11 protein-coding genes and 2 pseudogenes are annotated in these 18,964 nt (G+C 64.2%); 7 read left to right on the top strand and 6 right to left on the bottom strand.

Annotated elements, in window-relative coordinates; all coding sequences use genetic code 11:
- Positions 1 to 6: 6 nt before the first annotated feature.
- Positions 7 to 1,596 carry a ComEC/Rec2 family competence protein gene (locus tag ACWPN8_RS22595; protein ID WP_492242360.1) on the bottom strand — a complete coding sequence of 530 codons (1,590 nt, stop codon included), beginning with the start codon at positions 1,594 to 1,596 and terminating at the stop codon, positions 7 to 9.
- A 1-nt stretch (position 1,597) separates the two neighbouring features.
- Entirely contained in the window at positions 1,598 to 3,622 is a 2,025-nt protein-coding gene (locus tag ACWPN8_RS22590) for a hypothetical protein (RefSeq protein ID WP_492242359.1), read from the bottom strand.
- A 508-nt stretch (positions 3,623 to 4,130) separates the two neighbouring features.
- Between ACWPN8_RS22590 and ACWPN8_RS22585 the strand changes: the two genes are divergently transcribed.
- A complete protein-coding gene (locus ACWPN8_RS22585) occupies positions 4,131 to 5,387 on the top strand; it encodes a patatin-like phospholipase family protein (protein WP_492242358.1) in 1,257 nt (418 codons plus the stop codon).
- 172 nt (positions 5,388 to 5,559) lie between these two features.
- On the opposite strand, the gene ACWPN8_RS22580 is transcribed toward ACWPN8_RS22585, so the two are convergent.
- Positions 5,560 to 6,213: an IS6 family transposase gene (locus tag ACWPN8_RS22580; protein ID WP_492242672.1), complete on the bottom strand. Its 654-nt coding sequence runs from the start codon at positions 6,211 to 6,213 to the stop codon at positions 5,560 to 5,562.
- Between ACWPN8_RS22580 and ACWPN8_RS22575 the strand changes: the two genes are divergently transcribed.
- The 4 genes and pseudogenes from ACWPN8_RS22575 to ACWPN8_RS22560 all read left to right on the top strand — a co-directional run bounded on the left by ACWPN8_RS22575 (position 6,202) and on the right by ACWPN8_RS22560 (position 9,089).
- Entirely contained in the window at positions 6,202 to 6,630 is a 429-nt protein-coding gene (locus ACWPN8_RS22575; RefSeq protein WP_492242357.1) for a helix-turn-helix domain-containing protein, read from the top strand. The genes ACWPN8_RS22580 and ACWPN8_RS22575 overlap by 12 nt on opposite strands.
- 8 nt (positions 6,631 to 6,638) lie before the next feature.
- A pseudogene (tnpB, locus tag ACWPN8_RS22570) lies at positions 6,639 to 6,815 on the top strand (IS66 family insertion sequence element accessory protein TnpB); the annotation flags it as partial.
- Positions 6,816 to 6,984: 169 nt separating this feature from the next.
- Positions 6,985 to 7,216: pseudogene (locus ACWPN8_RS22565) on the top strand (transposase domain-containing protein); the annotation flags it as partial.
- A 73-nt stretch (positions 7,217 to 7,289) separates the two neighbouring features.
- Positions 7,290 to 9,089, top strand: coding sequence for a hypothetical protein (locus ACWPN8_RS22560; protein ID WP_492242356.1), 1,800 nt, complete (start codon positions 7,290 to 7,292; stop codon positions 9,087 to 9,089).
- A 258-nt stretch (positions 9,090 to 9,347) separates the two neighbouring features.
- On the opposite strand, the gene ACWPN8_RS22555 is transcribed toward ACWPN8_RS22560, so the two are convergent.
- A complete protein-coding gene (locus ACWPN8_RS22555) occupies positions 9,348 to 10,115 on the bottom strand; it encodes an IS6 family transposase (protein WP_492242355.1) in 768 nt (255 codons plus the stop codon).
- 475 nt (positions 10,116 to 10,590) lie between these two features.
- Between ACWPN8_RS22555 and ACWPN8_RS22550 the strand changes: the two genes are divergently transcribed.
- Positions 10,591 to 13,644 (top strand): beta strand repeat-containing protein, encoded by a 3,054-nt coding sequence (locus ACWPN8_RS22550; protein ID WP_492242354.1) that lies wholly within the window; start codon positions 10,591 to 10,593, stop codon positions 13,642 to 13,644.
- The gene (locus ACWPN8_RS22545) at positions 13,544 to 15,973 is read left to right on the top strand and encodes an FG-GAP-like repeat-containing protein (protein ID WP_492242671.1); all 2,430 of its coding nucleotides are present in this window, start codon (positions 13,544 to 13,546) and stop codon (positions 15,971 to 15,973) included. Before ACWPN8_RS22550 ends, ACWPN8_RS22545 begins: the two co-directional genes overlap by 101 nt.
- Before the next feature lie 179 nt (positions 15,974 to 16,152).
- On the opposite strand, the gene ACWPN8_RS22540 is transcribed toward ACWPN8_RS22545, so the two are convergent.
- Both ACWPN8_RS22540 and ACWPN8_RS22535 read right to left on the bottom strand, forming a co-directional pair.
- A complete protein-coding gene (locus tag ACWPN8_RS22540) occupies positions 16,153 to 17,745 on the bottom strand; it encodes an MFS transporter (protein ID WP_492242353.1) in 1,593 nt (530 codons plus the stop codon).
- Between the two features lie 29 nt (positions 17,746 to 17,774).
- The gene (locus ACWPN8_RS22535; protein WP_492242352.1) at positions 17,775 to 18,899 is read right to left on the bottom strand and encodes an HlyD family secretion protein; all 1,125 of its coding nucleotides are present in this window, start codon (positions 18,897 to 18,899) and stop codon (positions 17,775 to 17,777) included.
- Positions 18,900 to 18,964: the final 65 nt, after the last annotated feature.

The raw sequence follows: 18,964 nt of genomic DNA, 5'->3' as shown, positions 1-18,964 counted from the left end.
AGTCTGTCAGCGGGATACCGTGTAGTCCAAGAAGAGCGGTTCGCCTCTGGCCCGACTTTGAAAGTCGCTCCAAGCCGCCTCCTGGCCGTTGCCCTCCGGGGCCATGGCTTCGACATCGGTGTCGGTCTGGAACACCCGTCCGGAGGCCTTCTTCCGCAACGCGTCCTTGATCGCCTTCAAGGGGTGATCCCAGCCCTTCTGTGTTTCGGCCCAGGACCGCACCGCGGTGATCATCGCGGTGAATTCCTTCGCGTGCTTGCCCTGTCCCATCCATGCGAGGTTCGGATACTCGTCGTCGGCCGTTCCGTTCAGGGTGGCATTGTGGCTTCCGTGATGCCCGACCTTGTAGAGAACCGTCCGTGCCAGGAGGTCCCTTGCCGTCACCGGCATGCCGTCGTCGTGCCAGTCGCGCTTAGCCCAGGACAGCCAGTTGCCCCGTTGGGCGTCGGCCGCGAACAGCAGGACCTTGCCCCCCTTGCCGAGTTCGAAGGCGAGGACCAAGCTGCTGTTATTGGTCTGGTCGTTCATCGCCAGGGCGAATTGCTCGGAGGAGCCCAGCCAGTCCCGGTCGATGCGCCGCCAGGGCGCGTTACCCGGCGCCTCGAGTTCGGCCTCAGGCGATGTCCTGGGCGGCGGCTCGGCCGGTCCGTAATGCTTGGTGAAGAAAGGGCCGTACTGGCGGTCGGTGAAGGCTGCCTCCAACGGCAGAGCGTAGCGCGTGGCGAACGGCGCGCCCTGTCCATTGCCGTTGCGCGAGGTCACAGCAGCGGCAAAATAGGAGGCGAGGGAGGTCCGCATCGGCGCTACCCCATGAAATTCTTCGCCCGCTTCCGGGTCGAGCAGGTCGAGCAGTTCCTCATCGCGCGGCGGTCCCAGGACGAAAACGCGGACGTCCCTGGTTCCGGGAATGGTCATGATCTCCTCGTGAGGGATGAGATAGCGCGCACCGTGCTTCGCGCGCTCCCGGACCAGCTTCATCGCCTGCTTGTTCATGGAGACCCCGCTCCCGGCGGCTCCAAACAGTTCCTGGCCGACGGCATCGAGATCCAGTGTCTCCTCGTCTCCCCCCAATTCGAAGGCCAGAAGGTCGTCGATCCGCCCGACCTCCTCCTCGTCGCCGCCATCGGCGGCCAGACGGTGGCGTGCTTCGATCAGGGCCAGGATGCGGTCCTTGAACCGGATGCGCAGCTTTTCGGCCAGAGCGTCCTCGGGATCCTCGGTCCACGCCATCCAACAGGTGCCGATCTTCAAATCTTTGAAATTCTTCTTGGTGAAGCCGTTGACGTGGTCCTGGTGCTCATGCGTCATGACGACGACGTCGATGTACCCGCCGGTGCTGTCGACGATGTGCTGCGCGATGTCGGCGATCTTAGTGTTGATTTTACATGGCGACCCGGGTTTGTAGCCGCAGTCGATGAGAACGTAGGCGGGCTCGTCATCGATCTCGCCTGGGAAGGCGAGCAGAAAGCAGTCCCCATGCCCGGTGCGGTACAGCCGCACGACCGCGGTGCCTTGCAGCGGAATAAGCCGGGACGCTTTGGGCGCCGTTGCGGCGGTGGCTGGATCGGCAGTCTGGGTCTGTTCATCGACCGACATGTCACGCTCCCTCACTGTCCCGATGCAGCAGCGCGAAGGGTTCGCGCGTCCTCGACCTCGCCCGCGCGATCGCGAAGGCGTTCGGCGGCTCTAGCCCGCCTTCCGTCAGGAAGCGGCGCTGCCGATCCAGCGCCGCATCGTCGGCGATGGTTGCAGGTGTACGGATGACCCGGCGCACCTGCATGGTCACCGGGTCAATGAGCAGCGTGCAGCCGGACCGGTAGCGGAAATCGCCCTGCTCCGATCGGCTCAGGTCTTTCTCGGCATCCTTGCACCGCTGCAGGGCGGGGTCGAAATAGCCGCGCCGTCGCTGAGTGATCTCGACGACCAGGGTCGGCAGGGTGGAGCCGCGCAGGGTCCGCCTCAATGCCGTGCGGACGGAATGGACCTCAATGGCGACGCCGCCGGACCGAGACCGGAAGACCGTTGCTGGCACGCGCTCCGGCTCCAGTTCGATCCCAAAGGCCGGGGCGAATTCTCGTCCTCTGCCATGAACCAGCCATCGCCAGAGAACCACCGCGTTGGTGCCGATCCCCTCCCATGTCCTGCGGCGATCGCCTTCGAGGTTCCATGGCTGCAGCTTCCTGGATGATTCACGGCCGGCGGACTGCGGATCCTCCTTGTCGGCGGCATCCTCGGCAGCCAGTCCCTCGATGTCCATTTCCTCGTCAGCCAGCGTGTCGAACAGCGTGCTCACCTCCTTAGGGGAGACGCCGATGCCGGCCTCCTCCATCGCCTCCTCGCCGCTCGGCCACAGCAGACCGCCTACCGACATGCTGCGCATCCCGGCCGGATAGATGCCCCACTGCCGGAAGCTCTCGACGAAGGCGAGGCGGTAGCCGTCCAGGTCGTCGGGGTTGAGGTCGTAATCGGCTGTAACGATGCCGCGCAGATAGGAGCCGAAAGTGATCCCCACCGGCGGGCAATAGTCGATGGCGCGGATGCACATCTGCAACGCTTGATTGGCGCAGCGCGACGCCTCGTCGGCAAGGCGGTTGGCGAGATCGGGATGGATCTCGCCTTCACGGAGCACGCCGGTCCCCTCCGTAGCGATCCGGTAGAGGTCGAGCGTACGGGACCGGTAGACCTTCAGGAAGGCGCCGAACACGGCGGCCACGAGGATCGCTCCGCGTGCGTGCGCCTCGCCGACGCTGTCGAGGGCATGGACATCCGGTTTGTGTGGTTCCCACTGGCCAGTATCCGGGTTGATCCGGCCGAGCGCATCGCGTAACGCGCTGCCGCGGCCGGAAGCCCTGCCGAACTGTTGGGCCAGCTGTGCGAGGAGATTCTCTCCAGCCAAGTTGCCGCGCGTGCGAGCGATCTGGTTACGCAGCACGCCCGGATAGGAGAAGCGCTGAAACAGCGCGACGATGTCGGCGAATGCCTCGTGGAATGCGAGGACGTCCTGGTTGACCGGTTCGCCGAAGCGTGGGTGGACGCCATCGAGCAGTGCATGCGTTGTCTCGTGCGCGATGATGTCGTGTGACAGGCTGGTGAAGACCAGAGTGCCTGGCGCGTTGTTGGCATCTCTGCGTCCGACCGGGAAATAGCCGAACAGCAGCGCCTTCTTGGTCGGGCTGTAGTAGGCATTCCTGTCCCGCAGGGCATGCGGATAAATGCGCAGCCGGCGCACGAACTGCACCTCGAAACGCTCGCTACGATGCGCGGACCATAAGGCAATCCGGCCGAGCGCCCGTTCGAAATGCCCGATGGTTGCCATAGCCACCGCATAGACCATCTGCTGATGGAATTGCGGGTTGCTCTCCGACGGCGCCAGCCCGTCCTGGGCGAGGATGCGCGGGTCGTTCAGGTCCACCGGCCGATAGGCGGTGCCGCTCGCCGGGTCGACATCGACCACCTCGATATATTCCCCGACCGGGCCCGGCTGCAAGTCGGGCTCCCAGGGGATGGCGATGGTGATCTCGCCGATGGCCGACGTGTCGAACTGGCTCGACAGGCTCGGGTCGAAGGCGAAGATGCGCAGCTTGCGCCACACTGGGTCGGGAATCAGATCGCTGTGCGTCACGCCTCGTCCTCCCGGTCAATGCGCCTGGGCATGTGCGACTACGGGCCCGCGCGACCACCCGCCCGGCCCACGCTCATAAAGGGAAAAATTGAGAAGGTGGCATCATCTAAACTGGTGATGCCCACTAACGGCACACCATATAACTCAAGTGTCATCACAATCTTTCCTGGAAAACAAGCTCCCATTTGGCGAATTGTCTGGATACCATTCGATAAATGGCAAGCCCATCAGGAGGACTATTTCGACGCAGCCTAAAGCCGTTATACTTAGACTTCAAAATTATTATCTTGCGAGACAATTTCCGAATCGCACGAGAAACTTGGCGTCGCGGCACATCGCAGGGCCTCCAAGTATACGTTTGGCGGTATGGGAAGGCTCAGGACCTCTCGACCGACACCTGGGAAGACGCAATTGCCGGGATGCAGCACATCACGGACGGATGAGCACTCCGATCGGTCTCGCAGACCTCGGAAAACCTGTACCCCCCACCAGCGAATGGGAGAACGACATGACGGAAAAAACGGACGATTCCGTGTCCGGCGCTCCGCCGGAGCCGACTTTGGACGAGCGTGCGGCTTCCTTCCGCTGGGAAGGCAACGGTCTGGAGTCGGGAATCGGTCTCGGGGCGTCCGGTGGCGGCTTCCGTGCCATGCTGTTCCACGCCGGCGCCCTGATGCGGCTGAACGAGCTCGGCCTGCTCTCGAAAGTCAAGCGCGTGTCGTCCGTTTCCGGCGGCTCCATCACCGTCGGCCGGCTGGCCTCGGTGTGGACCGCCATGCATGTTCCCGGAAACCCGGTGCTCCAAGGATTCCGCGAATTGGTCGTCGAGTCTCTGTTCGACTTCTCCGCCCGGCACATCGACGTGGTGGACGCCATCACCGGGCTTCTCCCCTGGACCTCCGCGGCGGAGACGCTGGCGAAAAGCTATGAGCACATCATCGAAGGGAACATCACGCTCGCCGGCATGCCGGACGAGCCGCGGTTCGTGTTCTGTGCCACCAACCTGCAGACTGGTGTGCTCTGGCGGTTCTCGAAACCCTACGCCGGCGATTATCTGGTCGGCCGCATTGAGAAGCCGGACTTCCTGGTCGCCGAAGCGGTGGCGGCGTCCTCCGCCTTCCCGCCTGTCCTCTCTCCGCTGGTGCTCAAGCCACCGATCGGCGCCTTCTCGGACTGGCCAGATGCCCGCCCCACCCCCCCGCTGAAAGACCTGGACGACCTACGTGCCCGCGTCATCCTCACCGATGGCGGCGTATACGACAATCAAGGCATCGAGCCGATCGTCAAACGGTACATGACCCTTTTCGTCAGCGATGGAGGCGCACCATTCACCCGGTCGGCCGCAGTGGCCACGGACTGGTTGGGACAGCTGCGGCGGATTCTCGACGTCACCGACAACCAAATACGCGCCTTGCGCCGCCGCGACCTGATCGACCGAATGAAGCGTGGCAACGCCCGATTCGGCGACGAGAAGCGCCCGGACGGCTGGACGGATCCACGCGACCGCATGGGCGCCTATTGGGGGATCGACACCGATCCGGAGAAGCTCGCACCGCCGGATGCGCTGCCCTGCAGCCAGAAGTTGACGGACGAGCTCGCCCGGGTGCCGACCCGCCTGAGCGATCTGGGTCGGGAGACGTCGAAGCGCCTCGTGAACTGGGGCTACGCCATTTGCGACCGGAGCGTCAGGGCCAGATACCGAGGCCCTGACCAGCCGCTGGCGGCTCCCGCCATATGGCCCTATCCCGACGCCCCGCTCGGCTGATACCCTGCTCGGCTGACAAAGCAGGGACGCCCCGACAGCCTTCGAGGCGAACGCTGCGCCGTCGGGCGCCGAGCCCACTAGCGGCGGCGGACGGCTGCGCCGGCATTGTCACGGGAAGGCTTTGGCACGAAAACTGGGCCGGCGCGCAGCATGCTTCGATTTCCTGACGGGCTCACGCCGCAGCGGTCGCTACCAGCCAGTCGGCCTTGGCCTGCGCCCGGACGGTGCGCAGGGTACGGCGGGATACCAGGTGGCGTTGGAGGTTGAAGCAGTTGTAGACGGCGGCGTGCAGGGAAACGAAGCGCTGAGCGGACGCGGGCGATTTGAACCGCTGCATCTTCCGCTCGCGTCGCCGCACCGGCTGGTGCGAGACTTCGGCGCGGTTGTTCGTTCGCCGCCCCTGTACATGGTGGGCGGTCAGACCGAGTTCGCGGAAAGCGGCCCTGTAGGACCGGAGCTTGTCGGTCGTGACCCGGATGGGGTCGAAGCCATACTTCTTCAGCAGCTTGCGCATCAACTTCAAAGCCGCAGCCTTGTCACGCCGGCGCTGGACGAGCACCTCCAACACCTCGCCTTCATCATCGACGGCCCGCCACAAGTACAGGAGCCGGCCGCTCACCCTGATCACCATCTCGTCCAGATGCCAGCGCGGATTGGGCTTGGTCCGGAGGCGCCGCAGGTTGCCGGCGATGGCCGGCCCAAACTTCAGGACCCAGCGGCGGACGGTCTCGTAGGACACCTCCACGCCGCGTTCAGCCAGTAGCTCCTCGACGTCCCGGTAGCTCAGAACGAACCGGAGATACAGCCAGATCGCATGCTGGATGATCGAGGGCGGAAACTAATGCCGGGCATACGAGAGCGGCGACCTCCGAGCAAGATAATGCCACCACGGTCGCGCCGCCACTGTTCCCGTGACAATGCCACCTGGACGGCTATGGCGGTTCGGCTGTTGCGGGAGCGATTGTCCCTTCCCGACTTCGACCCGACCGTGCCCCGCCTCGAGACGCTGACGGCCGACAAGGCGGCAAAGCGGCTCGGCATCTCCATCCCATCCGTTCACCGCCTCATCCAACGTGGCGTCTTGCCAGCAACGCAGCTTATCCCCTCAGCCCCTTGGCACATCCCAGCCGCCGCCTTGGACACGGATGCCGTACGAACGGGCGTGAACGAGATAAAGGCGCGACGCCCGAAAAACCTCGTTGATTATCATAGAGATGAAATGATGCGGTTGCCGGGACTCTGAAAGGAGGGATGCACTATGTCACGCGCTTCGGCGATCTGGTGAAGATCATCTGGGATGACGGTCAGGGCAGCTGCCTGTTCATGAAGAGGCTGGAGCGGGGGCGTTTCATCTGGCCGACTCCGGCGGACGGCGCTGTCTCGATTTCGGTCGCGCAGATGGGCTATTTGCTCGAAGGCATTGACTGGCGCCACCCGCAGAAAATCTGGCGGCCCACCGCCGTTGGATTAGCGCGGCAAAATGTCTCGTGGGGCGGCTCTGGGTTCGGAAATCCAACAGTTCCCGGGCGTTCCGGGGTAGACTGGTGCCATGCTCGCCATCCTGCCGACTGTCTCTTCTGCCGACGAGATCGCCGACCTGCGCGGCATCGCTCTCGGCCGCAAGGCATGGCTGTTCGCCGGCTCCGACCGTGGCGGCCAGCGGGCGGCGTTCATGTTCAGCCTGATCGTGCGCCAAGCTCAACGACGTCCACCCGCAGGCGTGGTTGGCCGGCGTCCTGGCTTGGACCGCCGACCTGTCCCAGTCCCGGCTGTATGAACTCCTGCCGTGGAATTGGAAGGCCACCCAGGACCGCAGGGCCGCTGCCTGACGGTCGCATTCAGCGGCCACCGCGGCTCCCACCGGATGCTTATCTTACTATCAGTGGAAAGGAGAACCAGAACATGAAGGATGTGGCGCGCGACAGTGTGACGGCCTGGAGCCAGCTCCGCGCCGCAGGCGGCCTCGAGTGCAGCGGGCGCGACGAGGACATCGAAGAAGCACTCCGAACGGCACTGAGACCTTCGGCTGCAACGCTGCGTGACGCATTGCTTGCCTGTTCCACGGACGATCTGGTTCGGGCGTTTTTCGGTGTCGCCGAGCCCTATGTGGTGATGTTCCGCGCCATCTTGGACTTTTTCCAGGCGGCAGGTGCCCGCGAGGGGCGAAGTGCATGGGCGATCCGGATCGAAGATGAACACCTCGATCTTGTGCATTTCCAACGATTCCTCGAACATTGGGACGCTGTAGAGAGCGAGCTGAATGTTCCCGCCATCGACTCCGAGGGTGCATGGGCCGTTCACCGTGGATCGATTGATGTGGCGGGACTGGATAAGGCACTAGAATTCCTGGGTGCGGGCACGACAGGTCATACGGGACTTGATGACGTCGACCAATGGCTTGCGGCGTACGCCCGTGGCGTGTACGGGCCTTTTCCCACATCGCTCCATCCAGGGCGGCTTCCACCGGAGTTGTCCGACGCCGCTGCCATCGCCATGGCGTCGGTTGACATCATCCGCCAGCTTTGGCCGAACCGCAAAAGCATGATCGAAGAGCACCGTGCCCGCGGATATGCGATTGATCGAGCGGACGGCTTCAGCCCACGTACCATCGCTCAGCACGAAACCGACTACCGGCTCGGCAGCACCGTTGCGTGCCTCGGACGGTACCCGATGCTGGACGAAGCCGCCCGTGTGGCCTTCGCGCGGAACCTTGCTGCTGAGTATGCGGTCTATCCACGGCGGCGAATTGGTGTTCGCATCGATCTGCCCGAACTGGAACGCATCCTTTCCTTGCCGCTCTGGCAGAAGCGCCATGAACTTTATGCGGTATGGCTCGCGACAGAGATCGTGAGCGCCCTGGCTGACCACGAGATCGAGCTACACCACGAGGACGGTGCGATCACCTTTGCGTTTCGGGAGACCGTCGTCGCCACCGTCCGCAGTTCTTGGCCTACCGTCAAGCTTTACGCAGAGCGGCGCAGTCCGCTGGCCGCCCCAATCGGCCATGGTCGCAGCGCCAACGTCCAGCCGGACTACAGCCTGTGGCGGGATAGTGGCGGGAGCGAAACCTGCGGGCTCGTAATCGAGGTGAAGCACTACAAGCGGCATTCCACCCGCTTCCGCGAGGTCATGGTCGACTATGCCCGTGCACACCGCGATGCCAAGGTCGTTCTCGTCAGCCACGGGCCGGCCCGCGAGCACTTTTTCGACGTTGATGCTGATGTACGCGATCGTTGCCAAGCCATCGGGGAGCTGACCGCTAGTCATCATGCAGCGCGGGAAAAGCTCCGCACCTTGGTGAAAGAGTATGTAAAGGCTCCAATTTCGCGCGGGATGTGTGTCGCATCGGCCGTTGTTATCGACATTTCGCTGTCGATGGCGTCCGTGCTCGATTCGGACGACTTTCCCACACTGCTGCTGGGACTGGTTAGCGACGACAGAATCGATACTGTGCTGGTGGATAATCAGATACGCCTACGGCGTCCTTTAACGTCGGCTTTGTCCGCCGTGCGCACAACGCCACGTGGAACCTCCACCGATCTGCGAGGTTCCACTCTCGCATTGCTCGACGAACACCCCGTCGTTCTGGTGGTCACCGACGCCGAAGGACTCTATGGTCTCGATGGACTGATCATGGAGCGGCTGAGATCCGAGAGCATCGGCACCGTGGAGGTTGATTTTGTCCTCATCAGGCGCGGTTGAGTCGCAGGATCGTATCCATCCGCCGTGTAGCTCCGCCGCCGCATGCCGCCTGTCAGAACCTCGAACGGCTGGTAAGCCATGACGCTTTCCATTCGCTTGAGGCTGCGCGATGATGTGCGCTACGCAATCCTCCGACGTCGTCATCGCGTTCGCAAGGCGACGCTCACTGGAGTCTTACGAACAACGCTACCAGAGCCGGCTCTGTTGCAAAGTTTGCCGGCAGGCGCGAGATGATGATTACGGGCATTACCGCCGACGCTATGCGTGCTGGAGTTCGAGTTGCTGGCTGATGAACTGCACGGCCTCGGCGAGCACGCAGGGTCCGACGTTGAAGGCGCGTTCGACGAGGCGCGCCTCGCCCCGCATGTCGCGGGTGATGTTGAAGCTGGACGCTTGGCCTTTGCGGAGCGCCCGCATCACCTCAAAGCCCTTGATCGTCGCGTAGGCCGTCTTCAGGGTCTTGAAGCCCCTCACCGGACGGATCAGCTGCTTCAGCTTGCCATGGTCGGCCTCCACCACGTTGTTCAGATATTTGACCTGCCGGTGCTCGGTCTCCTCGGGACACTTGCCCTCGGCCTTCAGTTCCGCCAGGGCTGGCCCATACGTTGGCGCCTTGTCGGTGTTGATGACCGTCGGCGTCTCCCACGCCTTCAAGCCGTTCAGCGCCTTGGCCAGGAAGCGCTTGGCGGCGGTGGTGTTCCGCGTGGAAGAGAGATAGAAGTCGATGGTGTTGCCATGCTTGTCGACAGCTCGGTACAGGTAGGCCCACTTGCCGCCCACCTTCACGTAGGTCTCGTCAACCCGCCAGCTGGTTGACCGTGGGCAGCGCCACTGCCAGCGTAGCCGCTTCTCGATCTCCGGCGCGTACTTCTGGACCCAGCGGTAAATGGTCGAGTGATCGACCGAAACGCCGCGCTCGGCCATCATCTGCTCAAGGTCGCGATAGCTGATGCCGTACCGGCAATACCAGCGCACTGCCCAGAGCACGATTTCACCCTCGAAGTGGCGACCTTTGAAGTCCGACACGGCTTGGCTCCGTCCAACCTCCAGCCATTCCGCCGCCTGCCGGCAAACTTTGCAACAGAGCCGCTTAAAGCATAACAAGAGTGAGAGCTTGTCCGTTGGCTTCAACAATGACCGATATATGAGCTTGGTTTGGATAGGTTTTTTTGAAAGTGACGTATCCACTCGCGGCGCAAAGTGGATTTGGTTAACAGTTCGCTTCGGATCAGAGGCTGTCGCGAAAAGGGCCGCTATCGTCATGTAGAGGCCCACAGCCTTCCTCCCTGAAGGCATTCAGGCTTGTCCGGAAAGCCGTCCGACAATCGATTTGTCCGGAAAGCCGTCGTAGCCGTGGGTTTCCGGACACTGGGGCGGCTGACCGCCAAACGGCGGTTTCCTGGACGAACAGCACCATCTTGCTCAACTCACGCAAGAATTGACTTCATGTGCATTCCATTCGTACAGCTAACTCTCCAATCGCTTGGGGGAGCGCTGTCCGATGTCGATCCAGACGGGTACCAGTGGAAACGATACGATCATCGATGGCCTGACCGATGACGCGCTGTACGGTCTGGATGGCGATGATCGCCTCGATGGTGCCGGGGGCGCCGACAGCCTGTTCGGCGGGGTCGGCAACGACACCCTGAGCGGTGGCCCGGCCGATGCGGTGGTCGGCTCCACCCTGGCCGGCGGCAGCGGCGACGACCTCTACCTGATCGCCAACCTGCTCGACCACATCGTCGAGGCGGCGGGTGAAGGCACCGACGAGGTCCGCACCGACCTTGCGGCCTATACTCTGGCCGATGGGGTCGAACACCTCACCTATACCGGCGCGGCCGCCTTCTCCGGCAGCGGCAACGAGTTGGACAACCGTCTCACCGGTGGCCTCGGGGCCGACAACCTGAGCGGGCTGGACGGCAATGACACGCTCGATGGCGGCCTGGGCGACGACACCCTGGTCGGCGGGCTGGGCGACGACGTCTATCTCGTCGACGACAGCGCCGACGTCGTCACTGAATTGACCGGCGAGGGCAGTGACGAGGTCCGCACCACGCTCACCGCCTATACGCTCGGCGCCAACATCGAGGCGCTGACCTTCACCGGCACCGGCGCCTTCAGCGGCACCGGCAACGAACTGGACAACCGCCTCCAGGGCGGCGCGGGCAACGACACCCTGGCCGGCGGGCTTGGCCTCGACACGCTGGTGGGGGGCGCCGGCAACGACACCTACATCATCGACGATGCCGCCGATCTGGTGGTGGAGGTTGCCGGCGAGGGCACCGACGAGGTGCGGACGGCGCTGTCCGCCTTCACCCTGGCGGCCAATGTCGAGGTGCTGACCTACACCGGCTCCGGCAGCTTCGCCGGTACAGGCAGCGCTGGTAACGACACCCTGCGCGGCGGGGCGGCCGACGACACGTTGGCGGGGGCTGCCGGCAATGACTGGCTCGACGGCGGCGCTGGCGCGGACAGCCTGATCGGCGGTACCGGCAACGACACCTACATCGTCGATCAAGCCAGCGACATGGTGGTCGAACTGTCTGGCGAAGGCAGCGACACGGTGCGTAGCGCCATCGACTACACGCTGGGCGCCAATGTCGAGGCGCTGGTGCTGACCGGTGGCGCCCTCACTGGCACCGGCAACGAACTCGACAACAGCCTGACCGGCACGGCGGCGGACAATGTCCTGATCGGTCTGGAGGGCAACGACACGCTGAACGGCGGGGCTGGGGCAGACACCCTGATCGGCGGCACCGGCAACGACACCTATGTCGTCGACAACGCCGGCGATGTGCTGATCGAACTGCCGGGCGAGGGCATCGACACGGTGCAGAGCTCGATCAGCCACACCCTGCTGGCCGATTTCGAGAACCTCACCCTGACGGGCTCGGCCGCCATCTCCGGCACCGGCAACGCGGCCAATAACCTGCTGATCGGCAACAGCGGCGCCAACCTGCTGACCGGTCTCGAGGGTGACGACACGCTGAATGGTGGCGGCGGGGCCGACACGCTGATCGGCGGCACCGGCAACGACCTCTACGTCGTCGACAACGCCGGCGATGTGGTGATCGAGTTGGAGGGTGAGGGCATCGACACGGTCAGCGCCTCGGTCAGTTGGACGCTGGGCGCCAACATCGAGAACCTGACGTTGACCGGCTCGGCGGCGATCAGCGGCACCGGCAACGAACTGAACAACGTGCTGACCGGCAACAGCGGCGCCAACATCCTGGACGGCGCGCTGGGCGCCGACAGCATGGCCGGTGGGGGCGGCAACGACGTCTACATCGTTGACGATGCCGGCGACGTGGTGACGGAGTTGGCCGGCCAGGGCACCGACGAGGTCCGCACCAGCCTGGCGGTCTACGCGCTGGGCACCAATGTCGAGCTGCTGACCTACACCGGCAGCGGCCCGTTCACCGGCACTGGCAACGATCTGGCCAACCGTCTGACCGGGGCCGGCGGCGACGACAGCCTGTCGGGTGGCGCCGGCAACGACACGCTGATCGGTGGAGCCGGGGCCGACACGCTGGACGGCGGAACCGGAACCGACACTGCCAGCTATGCGACGGCCGCGGCCGGGGTGGTGGTCGATCTGGCGAGCGGTGCCGGCACGGTGGGCGATGCGACGGGCGACGTGCTGCTGTCGATCGAGAACCTGACCGGCTCGGGCTTCGCCGACACGCTGGCCGGCGACGGCGGGGCCAACCTGCTCGACGGCGGGGCGGGCAACGACAGCCTGTCTGGCGGGGCCGGCAATGACACGCTGATCGGCGGCGCCGGGTCCGACACGCTGGATGGCGGCTCGGGCAGCGACACCGCCAGCTATGTCTCCTCGACCGCAGCGGTGGCGGTGGACCTCGCCAGCGGTAGCGGCACGGTGGGCGACGCCGCGGGCGACGCGCTGCTGTCGATCGAGCATTTGACCGGCGGGGCGGGCAACGACACGCTACGCGGCGATAGCGGGGCAAACCGGCTAGACGGTGGTGCCGGCAACGATGTGCTGGAGGGCCGCGGCGGCAACGACACGCTGGTCGGCGGCTCGGGCAGCGACACCGCAGTCTACTCGGGCAGCGTGCGCGACTATGTGGCGACGAAGGTCGGCTCTGACTGGACGATCCAGGCGACGGCGTCGGGCGAGGGCACCGACACGCTGCAGGGGGTGGAGTGGGTGCAGTTCGCCGATGCGCTGCTGCGGCTGGACGCCAACAACGCACCGCTGCTGCCGGGCAACCTGACGGCGGCCACGGATGAAGACGCGGCGGTGCTGTCGGTGGATTTGCTGCAAGGAGTTCTTCGACTTCGAGGGCAGCCCGCTGTCGGTGACGGGGCTGAGCCAGACCGGTGGGCCGGCGGCGGCGGTGAGCCTGAGCAACGGCGTGCTGGGGCTGGACCCGGCCCAGTTCGGCTGGCTGGCGGCGGGGCAGAGTGCCAGCCTGACCTTCGCCTATGGGGTGTCGGACGGCAGCGACGCGACGGCGCGGACGGTGACGGTGACGGTTGCCGGCCGCAACGACGCGCCTCAGATCTCGGTTCCTGCCCCTCAAACCATTGACGAAGATACTAGCCTTGATTTTCCTGGACTCACCATTGCCGATATCGACACAGGCAATGACAAAATGCAGCTGTCGTTGACAGTTAGCCACGGAACCTTAGTTTTTACCGACACTTCCAGCCTGACGATTATAGCGGGCGCACAGGATAGCAATGCCATTACTGTGGAAGGAACACAGTTGGCGTTGAACGGAGCACTGGCTACGCTGCGCTATAAAGGGGCTGCGGACTACAATGGGGCCGACACGCTTCACATCGACGTATCTGATTCCGGTGGCGCAGGCGGGCCTGTTCTGACCGACAGCAAAACGGTCGCTATTTCTATCTTGCCTGTCAACGACGCACCGCAACTTCAGACGCCTGCTTCGCTGTCGGCTTTCACAGGGCATGATCTTAAAGTGCCCACGATTGGCCTCAAGGATGTTGATGCCGGACTCACGCAAATGAGGCTCAGCATTGTTGCCAACAACGCCACCTTATCCTTCGGCGCGACCGGCGGACTGACATTTATAGACGGCACAACCAATGGAGGCACCTCCATGACGGTGGAGGGCAATCTGGCCGCGCTGAGTGCTGCTCTGGGATCGCTCACCTACTGTTCGGCATCGGGTTTCACGGGTAGTGGCACGATCACCCTGTCGGTATCTGACAATGCCGGTACTGGGAAAGGTGGCATCCAGATCGCGCATGCAACTATTCCCGTTACCGTTGTGGCCAATGGGCCATGCTCCAACGATACCATTGTCGGAACCTCAGCTCCCGAAACCTTCGATACCGGATGCGGCAATGACATTGTCGACGGCCGGCGCGGCAATGACACCATTCTTGGTGGTGCCGATAATGATACGCTGATAGGCGGAGCCGGTAACGACCAGCTCTACGGAGGTACCGGGCAGGACACGCTGAATGGCAACGGTGATGTCAACTATACCCTGTCGCTGAACTATTTCCAGGCGACCAGTTGGACGTCACAGAACCTGTATCCTCGACAAATTGGAGATATCAATGGCGATGGGCGGGCCGACATCGTTGGCTTCGGTTCGAATTATCTTGTTTCCGCTTTCGGTCAAGCCGACGGAACCTTTATAATCGCCTCATCCAGCCAGACCATCTTCACTTCAACTTCCGGCTGGGCCAATCAAGATGGTTACCGGCGATTGCTCGGAGACTATAATGGAGATGGAAAGGACGATATCTTCGCTTTCCATCCCGATGGTCTTTATATTGGATTGAGCAACGGAAACGGAACCTTCACCAACATTGGTATGGTGAACAATCTGTTCGGGAAGGCACAGGGCTGGAACAGTCAGGATACCTTTCCACGTCTTGTCGGAGACGTGAACAACGATGGGTACGACGACATCATAGGCTTTGGAGGTGGGGGCGTTTACGTCGGCCTCAACCGGCAGGGTAACGGCTTCAACTATCTAGCGTTGACGGATTCGGAGTTCGGCTACACCGGGTGGAAGAGTGACAACACCTATCCGCGTCGGCTTGCCGATATCGATGGTGACCATAAACTCGATATCGTCGGCTTTGGTTCCAACGGCGTCTATGTGGCCCGTGGCAACGGCGACGGAACGTTCCAGCCGTCGCAGCTGAAGCTCCAGCATTTCTCCACCGGCAGTTCATGGACTTCCCAGCAAGTTTATCCACGGATGCTCGCCGACATCGACGGGGACGGTTGCGACGACATTGTCGGATTCGCTGAACATTGGACCGAAGTCGCCTACGGCATAAAGGGAGGGAATGGAGCCTTCAGCGATGTTGTCACCATCGGCAACGCCTATAATCAGGATTCAGGTTGGAACAGCTACGATCATTATCCTCGTGCTCTGGGAGATGTGGACGGTGATGGTTCCGCTGACATCATTGGATTTGCCGACCAAGGTACTTACACTTGGTTACTTGGTGACAATGATACTCTCCAAGGTGGAGTGGGCGACGATCTGCTGAACGGACAAATGGGAAACGATGTGCTTGATGGCGGACCCGGCAGTGATACTTTGACCGGCGGAGTTGGCAAGGACATCTTCTTGTTCTCCAGTCCCTGGAATGGAGCCGATGTCGTCACCGACTTCCAGTCCGGCACCGACTGGATCGAGGTTGTCGGCTCTGCGTTCGGCAACCTGCCAACCGGCCAGCTTGATGCAGGCCGGTTGGCGTACAACGCACCGGGCGACGCCGATGACCGCTTCGTATTCAACACGACGACAGGTGTATTGTCCTACGATCCCGATGGCAGTGGCGCAATGTCGGCAACCACCATTGCCCTGTTGAACGTCCGCTCGCTGTCGGCAACTGACATCTGGGTGGTGCCATCGGCCTGAGGCTGCAGCCGGGCTGCCGGTTGTCCGTCAAAGGGTGGGAAAGCGGACGCTCTGATCCAGGCGGATCAGAGTGTCGCGAAAAGGAGGCCCCGCGGCATGAGCACCGTACCCATGGTGACGGGCTGGGCGCCGCTGTCGCCACCCCGGTCAATCAGCCCGCCTGCCGGTGCCCACAGCGGCTATCGGGCTTCATTGCCGGCGCGGCGATACCGCGCCGCGTGCGCCATCCTACGGCGGGAAAGGCCGATCTTGATGCCGATCAGCACGGGGGCGGCGATGACGAAGAGCAGGGCGACGGCGATGAACGCCGTGTCGAAGGCGATCACCGTAGACTGACCCGTCACGGACCGGCCCAGAAGGCTCGTCGCGGCCCGGCTCGCCGCCGCCGCCTCCAGCCCCTTCGCCGTCAGCGCGGCTGCGGTGGTCGTCAGCCGCTCGATGAGCATGGGGCCGCCCGCGGTGAGGTGGGCGCCGAGGACCGCGGCGTTGGCCGCGACGTCATGGTCGATCAGGGTCTGGAGCGCCGCGACTCCCATCAGGCCGCCGAGCTGGCGCCCTATGTTGAAGAGGCCGATTCCGGCCGCCAAATTCCGGCGGTCGAGAGTGCCGAAAGCGATCAGGGTGATCGACAGGAACAGCAAGCCAAGGCCTAGGCCGCGCAGCAGGATCGTCGCCATCATATCGCCGGCGCCGCTCTCGGTGGTCGAGCCGGACAGCATCCACATGGCGGCCATGATCGCCAGGATGCCGAAGGGCACCGTCGCGAACGGGGGGACGCGGCGCACCTGAATCAGAAAGGCGACCATCAGGAGCGAGCCGATGAAAAACGCGCCGCTCGGTAACAGAAGCAGACCGGCCTCGGTGGGGGTGAAGGCGAGAACGGACAGGGCGAAAGACGGAATCAGGAACGCGCTTCCGAACAGGGCGGCTCCGGCGACGAAGCTGACGATGAAGGCGAAGGAAAAGGCGTCCGATGCGAAGGGGGAGACGTCGAGCAACCCCCGGCCCTTCATCGACGCTTGCTGGGCCAGAAAGACCAGCAGGGCGGCTCCGCCGGTCACGGCCAGCCACAGGAGGCGGGGCTCCTCGAACCAGTCCCACCGGCTGCCCTGGCTGAGGACGCAGGTGACGCAGAAGAACGTGACGGCGATCAAGGCGAAGCCGATCCCATCGAAAAGACGGGGCGCGGTCGCGGCGGGCATCGGCCCGTCGGCGATCAGCAGCAGTCCCGCTGCCGCCAGGGCCAGCGGAAAGACGCTGAAGAAGATCCAGTTCCAGGATTGGCTGTCGAACAGCCACCCCTGGAAGGCGGGGGCGATGGTCGCGGGAGCGACGACGGCTCCCATGGCGAACAGGGCTTGAAGGACCGGCTGACGGGACCGGGGGCAGGCGAGAAAAAGGATCGCCTGTCCCCCGACGAGCAGGATGCCGCCGGCGAAGCCCTGGATGGCGCGAAGGGCGACCAGCAGGTCCAGCCGATCGGTCAGGGCGGCGATGCCGCACGCCATGCCCATGACCAGGGTCGAGGCAACGACCACTCCGCGCGGAGGGATGCGGGCCGTCAGCCAGGGGGCGGCCATGAAGCCGATGAGCTTGAGCGTGGTGTATCCGATGTCCAGCCAGGCAAACTCGTCGGGGGTCGCATGCGTGTCGCCCATGATGTCGCCGCGCCCGAGCGACAGGACGGTACCGGCGACAGCCTCCGTCAGTGTGGCGAGCAGGATGCCGGCGACGAGGAAAACTTCGGCCGCAGCCCCCTCGCGGACCGGCATGGCGGCGGGAGCCGTGGTGGGGGCGGCGGTCATCGGTCGCCTCCCTGGGCAACTCCCTTGGCGATCTCGACACGCGCCGACAGGCCGGGCACGAGGCGGCCGGGCAGCCGGTTGCCGACGAGCCGGATCTTCACCGGCACGCGTTGGACGACGCGAACGAAGTTCCCCGTCGCGTTGTCCGCGGGCAGCAGGCTGAAGGCGGACCCGCTGCCGGGCGCGAGGCTGTCGACCACGCCGTCGAGCGTCCCGTCCGGATAACCGTCAACGGTGACGCGGGCGCGCTGACCGGGCCGGATGTGTTCGAGCTGGGTTTCCTTGTAGTTCGCCACCACCCACACATCGTCGACCGGAACGATGTCGAGCAGGGAGGCGCCCGGCGCGACGAGGCGGCCGACGCGGACCTGGCGGTTGCCGATGATGCCGCCGACCGGCGCGCGCACCACGGTGCTCTCGAGATCGATCCGGGCGAGGTCGCGCGCCGCCTCAGCCTGGGCCACGGCGGCGGCGGCGGCGTCGCGCTGCGCCGCCAGGACGGCGAGGCGCTGCTGCTGGGCATCGACCGCCGCCGAGGCGGCCGACACGCCTGCCTCGGCTTTCAAGCGCGCCGCGTCGCTTTCATCGAGGTTGGCTTGGCTGACGGCGTTGCCGCGGATCAGTTCGCGGCGGCGGTCGTAGGCCTTGGCCGCGAGAGTCATCTCGGCCATGGCCGACCGTCCCTGGGCTTCGGCCTGCCGGATCAGGACGTACTGAAGCCGGGTCTCCGCATCGACGTCGGCAAGCCGGGCCCAGGCGGCGTCAAGGTTGGCCAACGCCTGGGCAAGCCGCGCGCGGTAATCGCGGTCATCGATCCGGAACAGGATGTCGCCCGCCCTGACGGTCTGGTTGTCCTCGACCTCGACGGTCATGACGTAGCCGGCAACCTTGGGGGCGAGCGAGGTCACGTCGCCGCGGATATAGGCGTTGTCGGTCGCCGTCCCGCCGTTCGAACCAGCCCAGAACCATCCGCCCGTCGCGGCCAGCACGGCTCCGAGGCACAGCAGCACGCCCGCGGTCCTTCTTTTGCCGGGGGGCGCCGCGGCGGCGCCGACCGCGGAACGGTCGCCGGTGACGCTTGCGTCAGCGACGGCGGCCCCCCTGCCCTCGATCCTGTCCATTCCCTTATTCCCTGTTGGGTGTGACCGGCCGCCACCGCCGCGTCGGAGTGTCGCCGGAGGGGAGC

This window comes from Azospirillum sp. UENF 112521 (genome assembly GCF_058780665.1).
This window is presented reverse-complemented; position numbering and strand designations above follow the sequence as displayed.